Raw genomic sequence first — 21,432 nt, 5'->3', positions numbered from 1 at the left:
CTTTATGTTTAAAAAGATATCCAGTACAGCCAATCCTGCCATAAAAAGGCTTTTACAGCTTCAGGAGAAATCCCGGGCTAGAAAAAAAGAAGGGGTTTTCGTTGTGGAGGGTCAGCGAGAAATAGAAATGGCCCTCAAGGGCGGCTATGAAATTCCGGAAGTCTTTATCGTGGAGGACCTTATTTCAGAAGAAAAGCTCGAAAGAATTTTCAGAAGGAGAAAAATGCCGCAAATCACTGCCCTCACTGCTGAAGTTTATGAGAAGATAGCTTACAGGGGAAGCACAGAAGGTATCATCGCCATTATTAAAACAAGGGACACTGGCTTGAAACAGCTGGAATTGCCACAAAAAAACCTCCTTATCCTGGTAGCCGAAGCTCCCGAAAAACCCGGCAACATAGGAGCGTTGCTTCGCACGGCAGATGCTGCAGGAGTAGACGTGGTATTGATCGCCAACCCCAGGACAGATATTTTTAATCCTAATATTATACGTTCAAGCGTTGGCTGTGTTTTTACGAACCGCATAGCAACTGGAACAACAGGTGAGATCATTGAATTCCTTCAACGAAACAAGATCGAGATCTATGCCGCAGCCCTTCAAGCCTCTAAAAATTACAGTGAGATAGATTACACCGGCTCCTGTGCCATCATTGTAGGAACAGAAGCTACAGGCCTTAGCAGGGAATGGGTTGAGAATTCTTCCCAAAATATAATTATCCCAATGCAAGGTCATATAGACTCCATGAATGTTTCTGTAGCAGCGGGGATCCTCATTTTTGAAGCCAAGAGACAAAGAGGTTTTCAGTAGGATAAAAAGGGGCAATACATTCGCCATTGCTATTGTTAAACCAAAAACTGACACAGGTACATTTGGATTAAAATTTGCTTATAAGTCTCAAATTAAAATAACTTAAAACTAAAGAAAGTGACCCCCGAAATATTGTTCTACATAATTGTTGCTGTAATAATTCTGGACTTCCTTATAGAGAAGGTACTGGATTATCTCAACGCGAAACATTTTGATGACCCCGTTCCAAAAGAGCTGGAGGACGTATATGATGAGAAAGAGTATAAGCGCTCGCAGGATTATAAAAAAGAGCGATATCGTTTTGGGATCATAACCTCCTCTTTCTCCCTGTTACTTATTCTGGGATTTTTATTCTTTGATGGTTTTGCAGCAGTAAATTCCATTGCTGAAAGTATTTCCGGTAATTCCATCATCATAGCTCTGGTTTTCTTTGGGATCATTTTTTTTGCAAGTGATCTGCTTACTCTTCCTTTTTCCTGGTACAGCACCTTTGTAATTGAAGAAAAATATGGTTTTAATAAGACTACTCCTAAATTATTTATTCTGGACAAGTTAAAGGGCTGGGCCTTGATGATCGTAGTGGGAGGCGGTATCCTGGCGCTCATTGTATGGTTTTATCAATGGGCAGGCAGCAACTTTTGGTGGTATACCTGGATCCTGGTAACCGTTTTTACGATTTTCGTTAATATGTTCTATGCAAAATTGATCGTGCCCCTGTTTAACAAACAAACCCCGCTGCCAGAAGGTTCCCTGCGATCTAAGATAGAGGAATACGCACATAAGGTAGGATTTAAGCTGGATAATATTTTTGTAATAGATGGATCAAAGAGAAGCACCAAGGCAAATGCCTATTTTTCAGGTTTTGGAAAGGAAAAGCGAATTACCCTCTACGATACTTTAATAAATGACCTCGAAGAGGAGGAGATAGTGAGCGTTTTGGCTCACGAGGTGGGGCATTATAAGAAAAAGCACGTGATCGCCAACCTTGCGGCTGCCATTATCACGACAGGATTCACCTTATGGTTATTATCCCTCTTCGTTGGAAATCCAATATTATCGAATGCGCTGGGCGTAGAGGAGCCCAGTTTTCATATAGGCCTTATTGCCTTTGGGATACTTTACAGCCCAATTTCGGAAATAACAGGTTTGATAATGAACTACCTGTCCCGTAAGTTTGAATACCAGGCAGATAATTTTGCACGAAACACCTATGATGGAGAAGCATTGATCTCCAGCCTTAAGAAACTTTCAGGATCGAGTTTAAGCAACCTTACCCCACATAAAGCCTATGTATTTGTGCATTACTCCCACCCTACTCTGTTACAGCGATATAAAAATTTAAGGGGTCGGGATTAGTTGTTTCTTTATAATCTTAATCGTAATTTTAGCCTATGACAGAAGCCGCTATAGAAAAGGAAAACAAGGACATTGCAAGGCAATATAAGGAACTGCTGCGCATAAGTTACCGTTCCCTGAATGAGGAGGATAAAAAGCTGATTAGGCTTGCTTTTGATACTGCTGTAGATGCTCATAAGGACCAGCGTCGTAAAAGTGGAGAAGCTTATATTTTCCATCCCATTGCGGTTGCAAAGATCGTAGCCTCGGGAATAGGCCTGGATGCAACTTCCATTGCTGCTGCCCTGCTTCACGATGTAGTGGAGGATACCAAGTATACCCTGGACGATATTGAGCGTATGTTCGGGAAAGTTGTAGCCAGGATCGTAGACGGGCTTACCAAGATCTCCAGCCTTAAAAAAGACAAGGATGTTTCCCTGCAGGCAGAAAACTTCAGGAAAATGCTGCTTACCCTTAATGATGATGTAAGGGTGATCATTATCAAGATCGCAGACAGGTTGCACAATATGCAAACCATGGAATCCATGCGACCGGATAAGCAGGAGAAAATCGCTTCAGAAACACTTTATATATACGCCCCCCTGGCCCACAGGATTGGACTGTACAGCATCAAGACTGAATTGGAAGACCTGGGGCTTAAATATACCGAACCTGAAGTTTATAATGATATCCTCACCAAAATAAGGGAAAGCAAGGAAGAGCAGGATGCTTATATCAAGGATTTTACAAAAGTAATAAAAGATTCCCTGGATCAGGAAAACCTGGATTATGAGATCAAGGGCCGGCCTAAATCCATCTTCTCCATAAGGAGAAAAATGCAGGCTCAGAACATCTCCTTTGACGAGGTATTCGACAAATTTGCTGTAAGGATCATTTACAAGAGTGATCTTGCCAATGAGAAATTTTTGGCCTGGAAGATTTATTCTATAGTTACAGATCACTTTCGGCCTAATCCTATAAGATTACGGGACTGGATCTCCTCTCCAAAATCCACGGGTTATGAGGCACTGCATATCACCGTCATGGGCCCTAAAGGCCGCTGGGTGGAAGTTCAAATAAGGAGCGAGCGAATGAACGAGGTGGCAGAAAAAGGATATGCTGCCCATTATAAATACAAGCACGGCGAGGAGCAGGAAGAAAAGGATATGGAAGAGTGGCTAAACCGGTTACAGGAAGCCCTCGAAAGTGCTGAGACGAATGCTGTAGATTTTGTAGAACAATTCAAGCTAAACCTTTACGCCAAGGAAATATTTGTTTTTACACCGCAGGGAGATTTAAAATCCCTTCCAAAAGGTGCAACCCCTCTGGATTTCGCTTTTAGTATCCATACAGAGATCGGCCTAAAAACAAGGGGAGCAAAAGTCAATAATAAACTGGTGCCTCTTAGCCACGAGCTAAAGAGCGGAGACCAGATTGAGATCATCACCTCAGAGAATGCCAAACCCAATGCCAACTGGCTGGATTACGCGACAACTGCAAGGGCAAGGGCAAAGATCAAGTCTTCGTTAAGAGAGGAAAAGAAGGAGATCGCCGAGGAAGGAAAAGCTATTCTTGCAAGGAAACTTAAAGCCCAAAAATTGAGCTTCAATGAGAGAATGATCAATGAGCTAGTGATCTATTTTAAGTTAAAGACCAGCCTTGACCTGTTCTATCGTGTTGGAATTGGTAAAATTGATAATAAACTTTTAAAGGAATTTACTGCTTCCCGCAGTAACGCTTTTGTAAGCTATATAAAGAGCAAGATCAAGAAACCCACCATAATGGAAGATCTTGACAAGGAGGAGATCACCAGCAAATATGACCAGCTGGTCTTTGGCAAGGAAGAGGAGATCCTGGATTATAAACTCGCCAATTGCTGTAATCCTATCCCAGGGGATAATGTCTTTGGTTTTATCACGGTGAGCGAAGGGATCAAGGTCCATAAAAAAGACTGCCCCAATGCCATACAGTTCCAGAGTAATTATGCCTACAGGATCATCCAGGCAAAATGGATAGATTCCTCGCAGCAGGATTTCAAAGCGGTTATCAAGTTAACAGGTATGGATAACCTTGGACTTGTAAGTGAGATCACCAATGAGATTTCCCGAACCATGAACGTGAACATGCGCAGCATCAACTTTGAAAGTTCTGAAGGTTTATTTAGCGGAAAGATCACAGTAATTGTCAAAAATAATTCTATATTGAATACACTGATACAACACCTTAAAAAAATCAATGGGATAGATAAGGTGTCCAGAGAATAAACAATACATTTGCACTCACGATAAATTATGAGCAAAAAAGTAGTAAATAAGAACGACCAGGCAGTAGTAAAGAATGTTTTTACGAAGTTTTTGGAGGAAAAAGGCCACCGGAAAACGCCTGAGCGCTTTGCCATATTGCAAGAGATCTATAATAATGAAGAACATTTTGATATAGAGTCCCTTTATATTAAAATGAAGAATAAAAAATACAGGGTAAGCCGCGCCACGCTGTATAATACCATTGAACTTCTTCTTGAATGCGGCCTGGTGAGAAAACACCAGTTTGGTCAAAACCAGGCACAATACGAAAAATCCTATTTTGACAGAAATCACGATCACATTATTCTTACCGATACAGGAGAGGTGATCGAGTTTTGTGATCCCAGGATCCAAAGCATAAAACAAACCATCGAAGAGGTTTTTAACATAGATGTTTCTAAACATTCTTTATACTTTTACGGCACCAAAAAGCAATCAACAAATTAAATTTTTATGGCAGTAGACTTACTACTCGGGTTACAGTGGGGAGATGAGGGAAAAGGTAAAATAGTAGATGTATTTACCAGCAAATATGACATCATCGCACGTTTCCAGGGAGGTCCAAATGCAGGTCATACCTTAGAGTTTGACGGGCAAAAGCACGTTCTTCACACAATTCCATCCGGGATTTTTCATAAAGACACCATAAACCTGGTAGGTAATGGAGTAGTGATAGACCCTGTGATCTTCAGGAAAGAACTTCAAAATCTGGATAAATTCAGCACCAGTTATAAAACAAACCTTCTTATTTCAAGAAAGGCACATTTAATACTTCCCACCCACCGCCTGCTTGATGCAGCCAGTGAGGCTTCCAAGGGCAAAGCAAAGATTGGTTCTACCCTAAAGGGAATAGGGCCCACATATATGGATAAGACCGGGAGAAATGGACTTAGAGTTGGAGATCTTGAACTTGAAGGTTGGGAAGAAAAATACCGCTCTCTTGCCGATAAGCATGAATCGATGATCGCCTTTTATAATGTTGATCTTCAATATAACCTTGCTGAACTGGAAGAGGAATTTTTTGCTGCTGTAAAAGTGCTGAAGGAACTTACTTTTATTGATAGCGAGGAATATCTCAGGAAAGCCCAGAAGGAAGGAAAAAGCATTCTTGCAGAAGGTGCCCAGGGCTCCCTGCTGGATATAGATTTTGGAACTTATCCATTTGTGACCTCTTCCAACACAACAGCTGCCGGAGCCTGTACAGGTTTAGGAGTTGCACCTAATAAGATCAAGGAGGCCTACGGGATTTTCAAGGCTTACACTACAAGAGTAGGAAGTGGCCCCTTCCCTACCGAACTTTTTGATGAGGATGGGGAAACAATGGGCCGCGTTGGAAATGAATTTGGAGCAACTACAGGCAGACCCCGCCGCTGCGGCTGGCTGGACCTTGTAGCCCTAAAATACGCTGTGGAGATCAACGGGATTACCCAGTTGATTATGATGAAAGGGGATGTCCTTAGCGGCTTTGAAGAATTAAAAGTATGTACTGCCTATAACTATAAAGGGAAAGAAATATCTCATTTACCATATAATATTGAAGCAGAAAATGTTACTCCAGTCTATACCACAGTAAAAGGCTGGAAAGAAGATCTTACAGGAATGACTTCAACATCTGAGCTTCCAAAGGAATTCAATGATTATGTCGAGTTCCTTGAAAAAAAACTGGAAGTACCAATCTCTGTGGTATCTGTAGGACCGGACAGAAAACAGACCATTACCAGGTAATTTTTCAGAAAAATTAGATCATAATGCTCTTCAGAAATGGAGGGCATTTTTTTTGCCATGTTTTTATGTTCAATATAAAACACCAGTCCTGAAAGGGCGAAATATACCAGCGATGGGTGCAGCCCATCGTAAAATAACCCCCTGGAAAGTCCTGACCGGGCGAATATTCTCAACCGTCAAACCTCTCAAACCTGATCGATGAAGAATCAGCCAAGCCAGTCCTGAAAGGGCGATATAAATCAGCGATGGGTGCAGCCCATCGTCAGAAAGTCCCCTCATCATTTTTAGCCCTGAAAAAGCGAAATATCAAAGTCAGCCTCTTCCCAAAGTATTCCAAAGTAAGCCCTGAAAGGGCGAAATCCAACAGCGATGGGTGCAGCCCATCGTAAAAAAGCCACCCCGATATCTTAAGCCCTGAAAGGGCGAAATATCATAGTCAGCCTCTTCCCAAAATATTCCAAAGTAAGCCCTGAAAGGGCGGAATCCAACAGCGATGGGTGCAGCCCATCGTAAAAAAGCCACCCCGAAATTTTAAGCCCTGAAAGGGCGAAATAAATTTCCTTGAGGGGAATATGCAATCGCCCACCATTCCTGTCCGCTCAATATTTCTCCTCAAAACGTATTTCATATAGAGGCTTTTCTTTACTTTTGATGTAAATTCCATTGCTTTGAAGGGAATCCTGAAATATCTTGTAATTTTCATAATAATATTTACAGCTTCCTTGGGGTTTGCCCAGGAGGGCCGTCTCATTGATTATGAGAGTGAACGCCAAATTATTAACGAACAGCGTTATCCCGGGGCAGTTGTATTAAGCGGGATCAATGAACAAGTATATTTTAATCACGAGGGAATTGAAGTTTGGTGTAATAATGCTGTTTTTTACAGGGATGCCAATTTCTTTAAGGCATATGGGAATGTAAGAATGCAACAGGGAGATACCGTGACCATGACCAGTAATTATGCTGAATATAATGGCACCACCCAGTTTGCATTTGCCAGTGGCCGTGTAAAAATGACCAGGCCTCAAACCACCCTGGAAACCGACAGTCTCTTCTTTGACAGGGTAAAACAACAGGCATATTACAGGAGCGGCGGTACTGTTAGGGACACAGCCAGTGTACTCACCAGTATTGTGGGACGATATTTTATGGAGGATGACAAGTATTCCTTTGTTTCCAATGTAGTGGTTACCAATCCCGAATATGTAATTAACTCGCAGCAGCTGGATTTTTATTCAGAGAACGGTCACGCTTATATGTATGGGCCAACTACCATTACCAGTGAGACCAGTACGGTTTATTGCGAACGAGGATTTTATGATACCCGGGGAGACACGGGTTATTTCGTCAAAAATTCTCGCATTGATTACGAAAACAGGATTTTGGAGGGAGATAGTCTGTACTTTGACCGCAGCAGGAGTTTTGCCTCTGGAACCAATAATATAAGGGTTACAGATACATTAAATAATAGCCTGGTTACGGGACATTATGCTGAAGTGTTCCGTGACAGGGATTCGGTTTTTATTACAAAACGTGCGGTAGCAGCTACCTTGCAGGAGCAGGATTCTGTCTTCATCCACAGCGATACCCTTATGATCACCGGGAAACCAGAGAACAGGATAATCCGCGGCTTTTATGACGTGAGAATGTATAAGAGCGATATGAGCGGTAAAAGCGATTCCATTTTTGTAGATCAACAGTCAGGACTCACAAAACTCATCAATATCACAAGGGGGGCGTTAACTTCTGTTGATGTTAGAAGAAACCCAGTTATTTGGAGTGATAACAACCAGATGACGGGAGACACTATTCACTTAATAAGTAATCCTAAAACTGAAAAACTGGATTCTCTTAAAGTGTTTGACAATGCCTTTATGATCCAGAAGGATACTATTGAGGGCTACAATCAGATAAAAGGAAAGGAACTCACCGGCCTTTTTGTGGATAATGAGCTGTACCAGGTAGATGTGATAAAAAATACCGAAACCATTTATTACACCCGGAATAGCGAAAATGAACTTATAGGGATCAATAAAACGCTATCCAGCGCCATTAGGATCATGTTTGAAAACAAAGAGATCGATTATATAGATTACATCACCCAGGTCGATGGCACCCTGACGCCTGAACCTGATTTCCCAGAGAATGCCAGGATTTTACGAGGTTTTAACTGGCGGGGTGATGAACAACTCCACAGCAAGGAGGATCTTTTTGCCGGAAAACCACCACCGCAACTGGTACCCATAAGAGGAATCCCGCTACCTGAAATTCCAGATGACTTCTTTGATGAAGAGGATGAAGATTCCCCGCTATTAAATGAGAATTCAAGATTAAAGCCGCAGGATCTCAGGGACAAAAAAATTGATACCATTGCCCCGGTGGAACAGGTGCAGGACACTCTTGCCCTGCGACCTGTGCAAAATATGCTGGAAGATGAAAAGGAGGAGCTAAAGGAGCTCCTGGAGCTGGAAGAGAAGGAAGAAACCAGGGAGCAGCAAGAAAAAGAAGATAAGGAAGGAGAAGGATCAAATTGAAGGAAGATTTTTTAAAATATCAGGCGCAAACAACACCTCACCCTCTTGCGCTGGAAGTATCCCATGCCCTTGGGTCATATATTTATGCCACTAATGGCCAGAAATACCTTGATTTTGTTGCGGGAGTATCTGCTACAAGCCTTGGACATTGCCATCCGGCGATCGTAAAAGCCATCCGGGAGCAGGCAGGGAGATATTTGCATGTGATGGTATATGGGGAGTATGCCCAGGCTCCTGCAGTGGAATTTTGTAATCTGTTGGCACGCCACCTGCCGGCCTCCCTTAATAAAACGTACCTGGTAAATTCAGGTACTGAAGCTATCGAAGGTGCTCTTAAACTAGCACGAAGATATACTGGAAGGTCACAGATACTTGCAGCCAGAATGGCTTATCACGGTAACACAATGGGTTCTCTTAGCTTAATGAGCTATGAGGAACGGGTAAAACCATTCAGGCCTCTGGTTGGTGATATTTCCTTTATCGATTATAATGAAGAAAGGGATCTGGAAGGGATCACCACCTCTACTGCAGCCGTGATCCTCGAAACAATACAAGGTGGTGCAGGTTTTATACAGCCTGAAAACGGTTATTTGCAGAAAGTAAAAAAACGCTGCGAGGAGCAGGGTGCTTTGCTTATTCTGGATGAGATCCAGCCCGGATTTGGCAGGACGGGAAAACTTTTTGGTTTTCAAAATTATGAGATGGTACCGGACATCCTGGTGATGGGAAAAGGAATGGGCGGCGGCCTGCCGGTAGGAGCGTTCACAGCATCTAAAGAAATTATGGACAGTTTGATGGACAATCCTAAACTTGGCCATATAACCACCTTTGGGGGAAATCCTGTAATTGCTGCTGCAGCATTGGCTACGTTAAAAGAAATTACCACGACTGACCTTATGGCAGAGGCGCTTGAAAAAGAACAACTTATAAGAGAATTACTCGTGCACCCCCTAATTACAGAAATTAGAGGAAAGGGCCTTATGCTCGCTATGATGGCACCTACAGAGGAAATAGCCTCTGAAATTATACTTAAAGCTCAGGATAAAGGGCTTATACTTTTCTGGCTGCTTTTTGAGAAGAAGGCAGTTCGTATCACGCCTCCCCTCACTATTTCAAATGAAGAAATAAAAGAAGGGTGTGGCATTATTATTGAGATTCTCAATGGAATAACCCCACAAAGTAAATAAACAGGAAACTGTTAATTACTTTGTTAAAAACAATATGTTGATCTTCTGTATTTACAGGTTATCATTTATAACTTTAAAAACAGTAGAAATCCAGTAATCCCCAGTGTATGCAATTAAGTCATAACGAAGAAAACAATTTCTCACTCACCCGTTTTGAATCAATGCTTAAAACAAATGACGTTTTGTTTTTTGATTCAGAAGAATTTGAGGATATCATTCACCACTATTTGGAGAATGGAAAGATTGCATTAGCCAAGAAAGCTGTAAAGTTGGGATTGGCCCAACACCCCACCTCTACAAATTTGAAGCTTTTTAAAGTTGAGATCCTGGTTTTTGAAGACAAACTCGATCTTGCAGATGGCCTTTTAAATGAATTACATGTCCTGGAAACTTCCAATGAGGAGGTATATATCCAGAAGGCGAATATATTTTCAAAACGTGATGACCACCGCCGGGCGATCAAGATGCTTGAAAAAGCCCTTGAGATCACTATGGACGAGGCCGATGTCTATTCTCTTTTAGGAATGGAATACCTGTTCCTGGAGGATTTTGAAAATGCCAAATTCAGTTTTATGAAATGCCTGGAGGCAGATATGGAAGATTATTCTGCCCTCTACAATATCATGTATTGTTTTGATTTTCTGGAACAAAAGACAGAAGCTATAGACTATCTCAACATGTTCCTTAACAAGAATCCATATTGTGAGGTAGCCTGGCACCAGATTGGAAAACAGTATTTTGATCTTAAACAATACGAGAAAGCATTAACTGCTTTTGATTTTGCTATTATAAGCGATGATATGTTCATTGGTGCCTACCTTGAAAAAGGAAAGGTCCTGGAAAAAATGGGCAGGTTCAATGAAGCCATTGAAAATTATCGTATTACCCTGGATCTCGATGATCCTACTTCTTTTGCCTATTTGCGCATTGGTAAGTGTTTTGAGAAGTTGGGACTGGAAGAACTGGCCCTTGAGCATTTTTCCAAAACAGTACATGAAGATCCCCTGCTGGATAAAGGCTGGATCGCGATCACAGATTTCTATTATAAAAAAGGAAATTTCCAAAAAGCATTATACTACATCAATAAGGCCATAAATATTGATGAAGAGAACGTTTTGTACTGGAAGCGTTATGCAAAGATCAATGGCAGACTTAACTTTTTTGAGGAAGCCGAAAAAGGTTACCAGAAGACGATAGATCTTGGTAATTATGAACTGGAGACCTGGATCAAAAGATGTGATATCCTCATTAACCTTGGGGAATATGAGACCGCTGTACAAAACCTGATGCAGGCCCTGGAATTCTATCCGGACACTGCCGAGATCGAGTACCGCCTGGCGGGATTATTCTTTACCCTTAATGAAGGTGACAAGGGATATTTCCACTTAAATAACGGACTTAAAACAGATTCTGAATACTACATTATTATCGAAGAACTATTTCCTAATATTTTTAGCCGAAAAAGTGTTAAGGAAATAATTAATTCTTACCTCAAAGCCTCCTGATTTATTTACCTTTGACCGGAAAATAACTTAGGATGCAGCGCAGCTTTAGAGATTACATTACAATAACCCTTAAAGGGATGGCCATGGGTGCAGCAGATGTTGTACCGGGGGTTTCCGGTGGGACAATTGCATTTATTACCGGGATCTACCAGGAACTTATCGCCACAATTAGTGGGGTTAACTTCTCCCTTATTGGCACCTGGAAGGCAGAAGGTTTCAAAGCTGCCTGGAAAGAACTTAACGGCCCATTCATTCTTGCACTTTTAACTGGGATCCTCATTAGCATTTTTACCGTGATGCGTATTGCCAATTACCTGCTGGAGGAACATCCTATACATATTTGGTCATTTTTCTTTGGGTTGATTGTCGCCAGTGTTTGGTTTGTAGCCAAGCAGGTGCCTAAATGGAACCTAAAGATCGTCCTTGCCCTTATTGCCGGTGCAGCCGTAGCATTTTATATCGTTTCCCTCCCTCCCCTTGGAGGAGGTGTGGCTAGTAACTGGTTCCTGTTCTTTGCCGGGGCGATTGCCATTTGCGCAATGATATTACCTGGTATTTCGGGCGCTTTCATCCTGGTTCTCCTTGGTGCTTACAAACCCATAACAGAAGCAGCACATGATTTCGACCTGAAGACTCTGGGAATAGTAGCAGTGGGAGCTGTAGCAGGCCTTTTAAGTTTTGCCAGGATCTTGAAATGGCTATTCGACCACCATAGTACAATTACCCTGGCAGTGCTCACAGGGTTCATTGCCGGTTCCCTTAACAAGATATGGCCGTGGAAAAAAGTACTTGAAACGGCTCAATATGGAGATAAAAGTGTGGTGATAAGAGAGGCCTCTGTCCTACCGGGAAATTTTGAAGGGAACCCACACCTCTTACCCGCAGTAATTCTAATGCTTGCAGGATTTTTTTTAATTCTTATCTTAGAGCAAATCGCAACCCAAAAACCACTTCCTGCACATGCAACAAACCCGGACGCTTAGTGACAAAGTCCTTTTAGTTCTTAAGGGTTTGGCGATGGGAGCCGCCAACAAGGTACCGGGAGTATCTGGCGGGGTGGTAGCATTTGTAGCAGGGTTTTATGAGGAGTTTATTTTCTCTCTTCAACGCATAAACGGGAAATCTTTCCTGTTGCTCATCAATGGTCGTTTTCGTAGTTTATATTATTATACCAATTTTAAATTTCTTGGGCTACTTATCCTGGGGATGGTGATAAGCTATTTTAGTGTTTCCCAGTTGCTGGATTATCTTATCCTGCATTATGAATTATATGTTTGGGCGGCTTTTTTCGGTATGATAATCGGCTCTATATATTATATAAGCAAGGATTTTGATGACTGGACCGGGAAGAGTATTTTGTATGTTCTTGCCGGTATAGCAGCCGGGGTGGCCATAAGTTTCCTGGAGCCGGCAAAAGAAAATGACAACCTCTGGTTTGTTTTCTTCTGTGGGATCGTGGGGGTTTCAGGGATGACCCTCCCCGGCCTTTCCGGTTCTTTTATTTTGATCCTGTTCGGGAACTATGTGTTATTACTTGTAGACTCTGTAAATGCCTTATACAGTACGATACGGGATCTTATGATGTGGGACTTCGCTTTTACAAATGATGCTGAAAGATTGCGTTTGCTACAAGTACTGGCCGTTTTTTCTGCAGGTTCCCTTGCCGGCCTTGTTTCTCTATCGCACCTACTCGGGTATGTCCTGAAGCGCTATAAAAGGCAGACATATGCAGTGATAATTGGATTTATAACCGGTTCCCTTGGGGTTGTATGGCCCTGGAAGGAGAAGATCTTCAAATTGGATGCATCTAGAGAGATCATTCTGGACAATAATAATAACCCGATTTTGGATAACTATGACAGATATTTTCCCGATTTCAGTATAGCTGAAACCTGGTATGCCATTGTATATATAATAGTAGGAGTATTTATTGTCCTGGGATTGGGATGGTATGAAAAGAGAAATTCGGTTTAATGAAGATCTACGGCCTCATAGGAAAGAACATCGATTATTCCTTCTCCAGGAGCTATTTCAAAAAGAAATTTGAAGTTGAAGGGATTGCAGCCGAGTACCGCAATTTTGACCTTGACAATATCGAGGAATTTAAAAATGTCCTTAGGACCAACCCTGTACCTTCAGGTTTAAATGTCACCATTCCATACAAACAGGAGATAATGAGGTTTTTGGATCAGATGGATCCTGTTGCTGCTGAAATTGGTGCGGTAAATACTATTAAATTTGAAAAGGACGGCAGTCTTACTGGCTATAATACAGATCATTATGGGTTTACCGAATCACTTAGGCCAAACCTCAAGCCACCGCATACAGCGGCACTTATCCTGGGAACCGGGGGCGCTTCTAAAGCAGTTGCGTTTTCCCTTGCACAATTAAAAATACCTTATTCCTTTGTTTCAAGGAATGCAGGAGCGAACTCTTATTCTTATCAAGACCTTACAGAGGAGCTCATCACCTCCCACCCTATTATTATAAACTGTACTCCCCTGGGAACTTACCCGGCTATAGAAAAAGCTCCAAAAATTCCGTTTGACGGCATTACACCCGCACACCTTATTTTTGACCTCATTTACAACCCTGCAGTAACAAGGTTCATGGAATTGGCTGCAGCTAATGGAGCAGTTACACTCAATGGATACAGGATGCTGGAATTACAGGCAGAAAATGCCTGGAAGATCTGGAATACCTTGTAAAATCTACTCTTATTCCCCTATTTATAAAAAGGGGGAAAAGCTTGGCTTATTTTTAGGGAGTTAGTATCTTTCAACTTTAATCATATTCAAGGAACCTTAACATTGAAAGATATGTCTCAGCAAGAACAAGATAACCCTAAGAAAGACCTCCCAAATAACGATTTAGAGAACAGTAATGCCGCAGCCGCAGGCCGTGGTGGTAATGTAAAACCGGAGGAAAATGAGAGGAAGGAGAATACCGCTGAGCGTGCTTTTTCTAATCCGGCAACCGGGCAGGATTCGGGCGATAAAGAGGAAGACAGGCTTGAAAAAGCTATGCTGGAAGAGAATGAATCTTCCGGTTTAAGAGCGCAAAGTGAGGAGAAGGAGAAAGAATATTCCAATGCTCAAAAAGAAGATTCTGATAAAAAAGAAGAGCCTTCAGGAAATAAAGACCAAGCGGGTGAAACAGCAGCAGATAAAAATATAAAGAAGCAGGAAAGTGATACTGACACCGCATTGGAAAAAATGAGATCTGAAAAACCTGAAACAGAAACAAACGAAAATAAAGAAGAAGCATCTGGTAAAGAAAAAAAGATTTCAGAAGAAGAGGCTTTAGAAAAAATGAGGTCTGAAAGGTCTACTGTTGAAGAAGTAAATAAGGACCTATCGAAGGTTGAGGAAGCTTCAGAAGAAAAGAAAACAGAAAATCCTGCTGCTCCACAAGCTTCTGATGCCGAAGAAGAAGATGATGAGGACCATAAAACTTCAGAAGATAAAAAAAACGCCCAAAGCGAATTTGAAGACTCTGTTGCCGGCGACAGTGAGGATGAAACTGCTACAGAAAGACATGGGATTGAAAAAAAAGATTATCATTCCATGTCAAAGGAAGAACTGGTGGCTGAACTGGAAAGGCTTGTAAAAAATGAGAAAGTACAGGCAATCAAGGAGCATGTTGAAGAAATAAGGGCAGAGTTCAATGCGAAGTTCGATGAGGAACTGGAAGAGAAAAAAGAGGAATTTCTTGCCGATGGTGGTAACATAATTGACTTTCACTATTCTACGCCTCTTAAAAAGCAGTTTAACAATGCCTATTTTGATTACAAGGAAAAACGAAATAATTATTACAAACAGCTAAAACAGGACCTTAATAAAAACCTGGCAAGGCGTCTTGAGATCATCGAAGAGTTAAAGGGATTGCTGGGCGTTGAAGAAAATATCAACACCACCTATAAGCATTTTAAGGAGTTACAGGACAGTTGGAGAACAGCCGGACCAATTCCAAGGGATAAGTATAATACTGTTTGGAATACTTACCACCACCACGTAGAGAACTTCTACGATTTCCTCCACCTCAACCGGGAGTTTAGGGATATGGACTTTAAGCATAACCTGGAGCAAAAGCTAAAAGTGATTGACCGGGCAGAGGAACTCACACAGGAGAAGGATACCGGCCGTGCCTTTAGGGAACTTCAAATGCTCCACAAGATGTGGAAGGAAGAACTGGGACCTGTAGCAAAAGAATACCGGGAGGATATATGGAATAGATTTAGTGAAGCTACTAAAAAGATCCACGATCTTAGACAGGCTTACTATGATCAACTCGACCAGCAATTTGAAAAGAACCTGGAGGTTAAGCAGGAGATCAATGAAAAGATAAAAACCCTGGCTGAAACTGAATATACTTCTCACAACCAGTGGCAACAAAAGATCAAGGAACTGGAAGCCCTGAGAGAAGAATTTTTCAAAGCCGGGAAAGTTCCACGTAGTAAGAATGAAGAAACCTGGGCAGAATTTAAAAAGAATGTAAGGCAGTTTAACCGCAATAAGAATGCATATTACAAGAGTCTTAAAAAGGACCAGTATGAAAACCTTGAGAAGAAAAAGGAACTTATAAAGATTGCTGAGGATAATAAGGATAATGATGATTTCAAGGCCACCACTCCTTTGATGAAAAAGATCCAGGCAGACTGGAAAAAGATAGGACACGTTCCCCGTAAAGACAGTGATAAGGTTTGGAAGCAATTCAAAGCTGCCTGTAATCACTATTTTGACAGGCTGCATAAGAACAATAACCAGGAAAATTCTGAGGAGTTGCAAGCCTTTGAGAAAAAGAAAGAGATCCTGGACAACGTTAAGGGCCTTGAAATGACCGGGAATAAAAAAGAGGATCTTCCAAAGATCAAAGCTGCTATTGAGGAATGGAAAAATATTGGAAAGGTGCCTTACAATAAAAGATTTATTGAAGGTAAATTCAATAAATTACTGGACCAGTTATTTTCAAAGCTGGATGTGGATAACACCAAGGCAGAGATGATGAAATATGAGAATAAGCTACAGGCCATAAATGATGCAGATGATGATAAACAATTGCGCAACGAGCATTATTTCCTTAGTAAAAAGATCGAAGAGACAAAAGCTGAAATAAGACAGCTGGAGAATAACCTGCAGTTCTTCTCAAATGTAGATGATGATAACCCCCTTGTGAAGGACGTGCATAAGAATATTGCAGAACACAAGGAGCAATTAAAGATATGGCAGGAGAAACTGGAAAAAATTAAATCTCTTTACTAAAAAAATTACAGCTATCTTCTTTAAAAATGCGATGTTCTCTTTGCGACAGTCCAACTAAGGAATTTTACAGGGAGGAACATCGCATTTTTGTTCGCTGTGATTTGTGCAGGGGAATATTGTTACTTCCTGAATTCTACATTGATCCGGTTGCAGAAAAGAACAGGTATATGGACCATAACAATGATGTTGATGATCCCAGATACCAAAAATTTGTAAGTCCTATTACTGAAGCTGTCTCTGCTGCTTTCCCCTTTACGGCCACCGGGCTTGATTATGGTTGTGGAACCGGGCCGGTAGCTGCGGTACAACTACAGAAGAAAGGTTACTCTGTTAAACTTTTTGATCCTTTTTTTGAAAACCATCCCGAAAATCTTGAGCACAAATATGATTTCATTATTTGCTGCGAAGTGATGGAGCATTTTTTTAGGCCTCATGAAGAATTTAAGCTTTTATCGTTTTTACTTAAACCGGGCGGAAAGCTATATTGCAAAACCTCTATTTTCCCCGTTGAAAGGGATTTTGGTTCCTGGTATTATAAAAATGACCCCACTCATGTATTCCTGTATTCACCCGAAAGTTTGAAATGGATAAAGAATAATTTTGAATTCAGTGCACTCAAGATAGAACCTCAGCTTATTGTTTTCGAAAAGTAGTGGGAAGTCCCGTATTTAAATTAAAGCTTCTTGGCCTCTTCCCAGAAGACATCCATTTCTGCCAGGGACATCTCGCTTAATGGTTTGTTCTTCTCCCTGGCCTTTTCTTCCAGGTATTTAAAACGCTTAATGAATTTTTTATTGGTACGCTCAAGAGCATCTTCGGCATTAACGTTAAGAAAGCGGGCATAGTTGATGAGGGAAAATAGTACATCCCCAAATTCAGATTCTATTTTATCCTGGTCCTGTACCTGCAATTCGTGTTGGAGCTCATCGAGTTCCTCCTTAAGTTTCTCAAAGACCTGTTCTGGTTCTTCCCAGTCGAAGCCTACCCCAGCAACCTTATCCTGTATCCTGCTGGCTTTTACAAGGGCAGGAAGTGAAGCCGGCACTCCTTCAAGAACACTTTTCTTTCCTTCCTTTAGCTTTAAATTTTCCCAGTTCTTTTTTACTTCCTCCTCATTGGCTACTTCCACGTCTCCATAGATATGCGGATGCCTTTCTATAAGTTTATCACAAATACTATTGGCAACGTCCCCAATGTCAAAATGATTGGTCTCGCTTCCAATCTTTGAATAAAAAACAATGTGCAGCAGGATATCTCCCAATTCCTTTTTTATCTCCTCCCTGTCCTTGTCCAAAATGGCATCTCCCAGTTCATAGACCTCTTCTATGGTAAGGTGCCTCAGACTTTCCATGGTTTGTTTCCTATCCCAGGGACATTGATCCCTTAGCTCGTCCATAATAGTAAGCAACCTGTCGAAAGCAAGTAACTGGTCTTTTCTGCTATTCATCTTTCTTCTGTTTAAAACTTGAAATAGTAAGATATTTCTTCTGCACTAAACTAAAAACAAAAAAGCAGTTTTAAATGAATAAAACTGCTTTTCCTATATTATTTATAAGGTTCTATTCTTCCTCATCTTTACCTTTTTCTTCTTCTTTCGAGAAATCTGTAAATCCATTGCTTACTAAAAGGTTGTACCACTGGATGATCTTTTTAATATCACTCTGGTAAACCCTGTCAACATCATACTCCGGCAGTACTTCAGCAAAATAGGATTCCAGTTCTTTTTTAGAGGATTTATGGTCTATTGCTTCCCCTCCATCTTCTTTCTCATAGATCTTTTGAAAAACTTCCCCAAGAGGCACCTCTTCAGTATAAGTATACACTGCGATCTCGCTTAACAGGCTCACATTATGACGCACACTTACAGAGATCTTTTTTCCTTCAGTAATCGATTTTGCGACAAACCCTCCTCTGGTTTGAGCGGTTAACTCATATAATCCCGGTTTTCCGGATATTGATAAAACTTTTTCTAAACCCATAGCGTCTTATAATTTTGGCTGGCAAATATCATATCTCTTCCAGTAATATCAAAGGAATCACCGGCCTTTTTTCATTAACGGGAACCTCATCCTGTATTCTGCTTCGATCTTTCCTTTGGAAATATTTGCAAGCTTTCCTTTTATCAATCTTTTTTTAAGACTTGAGAGCTTATCTGTAAATAAAATTCCCTCAATATGATCATATTCGTGCTGAATTACCCTTGCGGCTATACCGTCATAGGTTTCCCTGTGGGAATTAAAATCCTCATCCTGGTATTCTATGGTAATGGTAGATTTTCTAAAAACATCCTCCCTCACATCGGGTATGCTAAGGCAACCTTCATTAAAAGCCCACTCCTCCCCTTCTTCACTTACGATAGTAGGGTTAATGAAAACTTTTTTAAGATTGGAAAGCACTTTTTTCTCCTCCTCTTCCAGGGAGTCATCATCTGCAAAGGCAGTAGGATCAATTATAAAAAGTCTAATAGGCACCCCCACCTGTGGAGCGGCCAGTCCTACCCCGTAAGCCTGGTACATGGTCTCCCACATATTTTCAATAAGCTCCTTAAGTTTAGGATATTCTGGAGTGATCTCCTTACATTTCTTTCTTAGAACAGGATCTCCGTATGCTACAATTGGTAAAATCATTCTTCTTAAATTATATTCTTCCGCATCAAAAAGCGGAAATTTCAATCTATTTGTATAAATATGTTTGCAGGATTATCGTGGCACTTATTTCATCCAGCAAGGCTTTATCCTTTCTTTTCTTTTTACTGAGTCCGCTATCTATCATAGTCCTTACCGCCATTTTAGAGGTGAACCTTTCATCCACCCTTTTCACCGGCATCTGCGGAAATTTTTCAGCGAATTTTTTTAAGAACTCTCCTATGCTCACCTCGCTTTGAGAGGCGGTATTATCCATTTGCTTAGGTTCTCCTACCAGGACAAGCTCAACATTCTCCTCGCTGAAGTATTTTTCAAGGAATTCCAGAAGATCCAGCGTAGGAACCGTAGCAAGCCCCGAGGCAATGATCTGCATCTCATCTGTCACCGCGATCCCGGTGCGTTTTAACCCAAAATCCAAAGCCACTATTCTTGCCATTCCTGCAATTTGGGCAAAGGTAAGGTTTCATGTGCAATATTAAAATATAATAGTCGGTACCCTTTCTTTGCAGAAGGGTAAAAAAAGAGTTTAGGAAAATGTTCTATCTTCGCCGGCTAAAATTTTAAAGAAAAAGTGAATTTCACCAATCCTACAAAGGTATTCTCTGCTTTAACCGGCTTTATCTTAATCCTGTTGATATTGAATATCGCCAGCTATCTCAATTTTTTTCTGAATGATCTCACCCCCAGAGACTTCTTCTTTAGAAAGACAAATTTTAATACAGAAAAGAACCTGCCATCCATTTTTTCCGGGATCATCCACTTTATAGCTGCTTTTTATCTTTTTAAGGTCGCAACTGCCGAATTGGAGATTGAAAAAAGAAGAAGATTCTGGTGGACGATGAGTGGGGATCTTCATCTTCCTGGGGTTTGATGAGATCTTTAGAATACACGAAAAGATAAATGGAGACTTTTCCTTTCTCAGTGAGAATTTTGGAATATTTTTATATAGTTGGATAATATATTATGGAAGTGCCCTGGTGCTCCTGTTCATTATATTTTTCAAACCTCTCCTTTCACTTCCCCGGCCTACCTTGTTCCGTTTTATAACGGCAGGATCAATATTTGTTGCTGGTGCCATAGGGCTTGAGAATATTACAGGCTACATTATAGCCAATCATGAACTGCCCAAAAATGCTATAATCCACAGCCCGCTAATATTCAGTCTTTACACCATTGAGGAACTTATGGAAATGATGGGAGTAGCCTATTTTATTTATGCTATCCTGCAATTTTATTCATACTACAGAGTAACACCCGTATTGGCCGGACCTAATTACTAATGCAAATAATTATATTTGCATAAAATATCATTAATGGAAAACTTAAAAACAAAAATAGAACAAGCCTGGGAAGACCGCAGCCTCCTGAGCGAATCCACAACCATAGACGCAATAAGACAGGTGATCCTGCTTTTAGATGAAGGAAAGCTAAGAGTTGCAGAGCCAACAAAAGATGGCTGGCAGGTGAACGAATGGGTAAAGAAGGCGGTCGTTCTTTATTTCCCAATTCAAAAGATGAAGACCCTGGAGGCCGGGATCTTTGAATATCATGATAAAATGTTCCTGAAAACCGGTTATGCCGAAAAAGGCATTCGCGTGGTACCAAATGCTGTAGCAAGATACGGGGCTTACATCTCCTCTGGTGTAATACTTATGCCAAGTTATGTAAATATAGGGGCCTATGTAGATGAAGGCACCATGGTAGATACCTGGGCAACCGTTGGCAGCTGTGCCCAAATTGGAAAGAATGTGCACTTAAGCGGCGGGGTTGGAATTGGCGGAGTACTGGAGCCATTACAGGCAGCACCTGTAGTTATAGAAGATAATGTTTTCGTGGGCTCCCGTTGTATCGTCGTGGAAGGGATACGTGTGGAAAAAGAAGCTGTCCTTGGAGCTAATGTAGTTCTCACAGGTTCTACCAAGATCATAGATGTCACCGGCGATGAACCAAAGGAGATAAAAGGTTATGTACCTTCAAGATCAGTAGTCATCCCGGGGAGCTATACCAAAAAGTTCCCGGCAGGGGAATACCAGGTGCCTTGTGCATTGATCATTGGTACCAGGAAGGAAAGTACTAACAAGAAGACTTCTCTTAATGATGCGTTGAGGGAGTATAATGTGGCGGTATAA

The 21,432-nt window shown here is 41.2% G+C and carries 20 protein-coding genes; 16 read left to right on the top strand and 4 right to left on the bottom strand.

The window, feature by feature from the left end; genetic code table 11:
* Positions 1–4: 4 nt before the first annotated feature.
* The 13 genes from FHG64_RS17030 to FHG64_RS16970 all read left to right on the top strand — a co-directional run bounded on the left by FHG64_RS17030 (position 5) and on the right by FHG64_RS16970 (position 17,311).
* Entirely contained in the window at positions 5–808 is an 804-nt protein-coding gene (locus FHG64_RS17030) for a TrmH family RNA methyltransferase (RefSeq protein ID WP_139067515.1), read from the top strand.
* A 117-nt stretch (positions 809–925) separates the two neighbouring features.
* Positions 926–2,164 carry a M48 family metallopeptidase gene (locus tag FHG64_RS17025; protein ID WP_139067514.1) on the top strand — a complete coding sequence of 413 codons (1,239 nt, stop codon included), beginning with the start codon at positions 926–928 and terminating at the stop codon, positions 2,162–2,164.
* A gap of 35 nt (positions 2,165–2,199) precedes the next feature.
* Positions 2,200–4,407: a RelA/SpoT family protein gene (locus FHG64_RS17020; RefSeq protein WP_139067513.1), complete on the top strand. Its 2,208-nt coding sequence runs from the start codon at positions 2,200–2,202 to the stop codon at positions 4,405–4,407.
* A 27-nt stretch (positions 4,408–4,434) separates the two neighbouring features.
* Positions 4,435–4,893, top strand: a complete 459-nt coding sequence (locus tag FHG64_RS17015) for a Fur family transcriptional regulator (RefSeq protein WP_139067512.1) — start codon at positions 4,435–4,437, stop codon at positions 4,891–4,893.
* A 6-nt stretch (positions 4,894–4,899) separates the two neighbouring features.
* Positions 4,900–6,171: an adenylosuccinate synthase gene (locus FHG64_RS17010; RefSeq protein WP_139067511.1), complete on the top strand. Its 1,272-nt coding sequence runs from the start codon at positions 4,900–4,902 to the stop codon at positions 6,169–6,171.
* 668 nt (positions 6,172–6,839) lie between these two features.
* Positions 6,840–8,705, top strand: a complete 1,866-nt coding sequence (locus FHG64_RS17005; RefSeq protein ID WP_285897025.1) for an OstA-like protein — start codon at positions 6,840–6,842, stop codon at positions 8,703–8,705.
* The gene (locus tag FHG64_RS17000; RefSeq protein ID WP_139067510.1) at positions 8,702–9,892 is read left to right on the top strand and encodes an aspartate aminotransferase family protein; all 1,191 of its coding nucleotides are present in this window, start codon (positions 8,702–8,704) and stop codon (positions 9,890–9,892) included. The genes FHG64_RS17005 and FHG64_RS17000 overlap by 4 nt, the downstream gene beginning before the upstream one ends.
* A 107-nt stretch (positions 9,893–9,999) precedes the next feature.
* Entirely contained in the window at positions 10,000–11,397 is a 1,398-nt protein-coding gene (locus FHG64_RS16995) for a tetratricopeptide repeat protein (RefSeq protein ID WP_139067509.1), read from the top strand.
* 32 nt (positions 11,398–11,429) lie between these two features.
* Entirely contained in the window at positions 11,430–12,380 is a 951-nt protein-coding gene (locus FHG64_RS16990) for a DUF368 domain-containing protein (RefSeq protein ID WP_139067508.1), read from the top strand.
* Positions 12,358–13,371, top strand: a complete 1,014-nt coding sequence (locus FHG64_RS16985; protein WP_139067507.1) for a DUF368 domain-containing protein — start codon at positions 12,358–12,360, stop codon at positions 13,369–13,371. The genes FHG64_RS16990 and FHG64_RS16985 overlap by 23 nt, the downstream gene beginning before the upstream one ends.
* Positions 13,371–14,105, top strand: coding sequence for a shikimate dehydrogenase family protein (locus FHG64_RS16980; RefSeq protein WP_139067506.1), 735 nt, complete (start codon positions 13,371–13,373; stop codon positions 14,103–14,105). Before FHG64_RS16985 ends, FHG64_RS16980 begins: the two co-directional genes overlap by 1 nt.
* Before the next feature lie 111 nt (positions 14,106–14,216).
* Complete coding sequence (locus FHG64_RS16975) at positions 14,217–16,658, top strand: DUF349 domain-containing protein (protein ID WP_139067505.1); 2,442 nt, start codon at positions 14,217–14,219, stop codon at positions 16,656–16,658.
* Positions 16,659–16,684: 26 nt separating this feature from the next.
* Positions 16,685–17,311: a class I SAM-dependent methyltransferase gene (locus tag FHG64_RS16970; RefSeq protein ID WP_139067504.1), complete on the top strand. Its 627-nt coding sequence runs from the start codon at positions 16,685–16,687 to the stop codon at positions 17,309–17,311.
* Between the two features lie 20 nt (positions 17,312–17,331).
* Here the strand turns inward: FHG64_RS16970 and mazG are convergent, their stop codons facing one another.
* From mazG to ruvX, 4 genes are all read right to left on the bottom strand, one after another.
* On the bottom strand, positions 17,332–18,105 hold the full coding sequence (gene mazG / locus FHG64_RS16965) for a nucleoside triphosphate pyrophosphohydrolase (RefSeq protein ID WP_139067503.1): 774 nt from the start codon (positions 18,103–18,105) through the stop codon (positions 17,332–17,334).
* A gap of 112 nt (positions 18,106–18,217) precedes the next feature.
* On the bottom strand, positions 18,218–18,637 hold the full coding sequence (locus FHG64_RS16960) for a DUF5606 family protein (RefSeq protein WP_139067502.1): 420 nt from the start codon (positions 18,635–18,637) through the stop codon (positions 18,218–18,220).
* 57 nt (positions 18,638–18,694) lie between these two features.
* Positions 18,695–19,285, bottom strand: coding sequence for a peptide deformylase (def, locus tag FHG64_RS16955; RefSeq protein WP_139067501.1), 591 nt, complete (start codon positions 19,283–19,285; stop codon positions 18,695–18,697).
* 46 nt (positions 19,286–19,331) lie between these two features.
* Positions 19,332–19,739, bottom strand: coding sequence for a Holliday junction resolvase RuvX (gene ruvX, locus FHG64_RS16950; protein WP_139067500.1), 408 nt, complete (start codon positions 19,737–19,739; stop codon positions 19,332–19,334).
* Between the two features lie 135 nt (positions 19,740–19,874).
* On the opposite strand from ruvX, the gene FHG64_RS16945 reads away from it, so the two are divergent.
* Genes FHG64_RS16945 through FHG64_RS16935 form a run of 3 tightly spaced genes read left to right on the top strand, consistent with a single transcriptional unit; the run spans position 19,875 to position 21,432 of the window.
* Positions 19,875–20,174 (top strand): hypothetical protein, encoded by a 300-nt coding sequence (locus FHG64_RS16945; RefSeq protein ID WP_139067499.1) that lies wholly within the window; start codon positions 19,875–19,877, stop codon positions 20,172–20,174.
* Entirely contained in the window at positions 20,146–20,583 is a 438-nt protein-coding gene (locus FHG64_RS16940) for a hypothetical protein (RefSeq protein WP_139067498.1), read from the top strand. Before FHG64_RS16945 ends, FHG64_RS16940 begins: the two co-directional genes overlap by 29 nt.
* 33 nt (positions 20,584–20,616) lie before the next feature.
* A complete protein-coding gene (locus tag FHG64_RS16935; RefSeq protein WP_139067497.1) occupies positions 20,617–21,432 on the top strand; it encodes a 2,3,4,5-tetrahydropyridine-2,6-dicarboxylate N-succinyltransferase in 816 nt (271 codons plus the stop codon).

Origin of the sequence: Antarcticibacterium flavum (assembly GCF_006159205.1) — a bacterium.
In the GTDB taxonomy this organism is placed as follows: domain Bacteria; phylum Bacteroidota; class Bacteroidia; order Flavobacteriales; family Flavobacteriaceae; genus Gillisia; species Gillisia flava.
Note: the sequence above shows the minus strand (reverse complement) of the source record. Positions and strands in the feature narration are given on the sequence as shown.

Excerpts from the sequence above, each read along its gene's own strand:
- FHG64_RS17030 (WP_139067515.1), top strand. The coding sequence starts at position 5 with ATGTTTAAAAAGATATCCAGTACAGCCAATCCTGCCATAAAAAGGCTT.
- FHG64_RS17020 (WP_139067513.1), top strand. The coding sequence starts at position 2,200 with ATGACAGAAGCCGCTATAGAAAAGGAAAACAAGGACATTGCAAGGCAA.
- FHG64_RS17015 (WP_139067512.1), top strand. The coding sequence starts at position 4,435 with ATGAGCAAAAAAGTAGTAAATAAGAACGACCAGGCAGTAGTAAAGAAT.
- FHG64_RS17010 (WP_139067511.1), top strand. The coding sequence starts at position 4,900 with ATGGCAGTAGACTTACTACTCGGGTTACAGTGGGGAGATGAGGGAAAA.
- FHG64_RS16995 (WP_139067509.1), top strand. The coding sequence starts at position 10,000 with ATGCAATTAAGTCATAACGAAGAAAACAATTTCTCACTCACCCGTTTT.
- FHG64_RS16990 (WP_139067508.1), top strand. The coding sequence starts at position 11,430 with ATGCAGCGCAGCTTTAGAGATTACATTACAATAACCCTTAAAGGGATG.
- FHG64_RS16985 (WP_139067507.1), top strand. The coding sequence starts at position 12,358 with ATGCAACAAACCCGGACGCTTAGTGACAAAGTCCTTTTAGTTCTTAAG.
- FHG64_RS16980 (WP_139067506.1), top strand. The coding sequence starts at position 13,371 with ATGAAGATCTACGGCCTCATAGGAAAGAACATCGATTATTCCTTCTCC.
- FHG64_RS16975 (WP_139067505.1), top strand. The coding sequence starts at position 14,217 with ATGTCTCAGCAAGAACAAGATAACCCTAAGAAAGACCTCCCAAATAAC.
- FHG64_RS16970 (WP_139067504.1), top strand. The coding sequence starts at position 16,685 with ATGCGATGTTCTCTTTGCGACAGTCCAACTAAGGAATTTTACAGGGAG.
- mazG (WP_139067503.1), bottom strand. The coding sequence starts at position 18,105 with ATGAATAGCAGAAAAGACCAGTTACTTGCTTTCGACAGGTTGCTTACT.
- FHG64_RS16960 (WP_139067502.1), bottom strand. The coding sequence starts at position 18,637 with ATGGGTTTAGAAAAAGTTTTATCAATATCCGGAAAACCGGGATTATAT.
- def (WP_139067501.1), bottom strand. The coding sequence starts at position 19,285 with ATGATTTTACCAATTGTAGCATACGGAGATCCTGTTCTAAGAAAGAAA.
- ruvX (WP_139067500.1), bottom strand. The coding sequence starts at position 19,739 with ATGGCAAGAATAGTGGCTTTGGATTTTGGGTTAAAACGCACCGGGATC.
- FHG64_RS16935 (WP_139067497.1), top strand. The coding sequence starts at position 20,617 with ATGGAAAACTTAAAAACAAAAATAGAACAAGCCTGGGAAGACCGCAGC.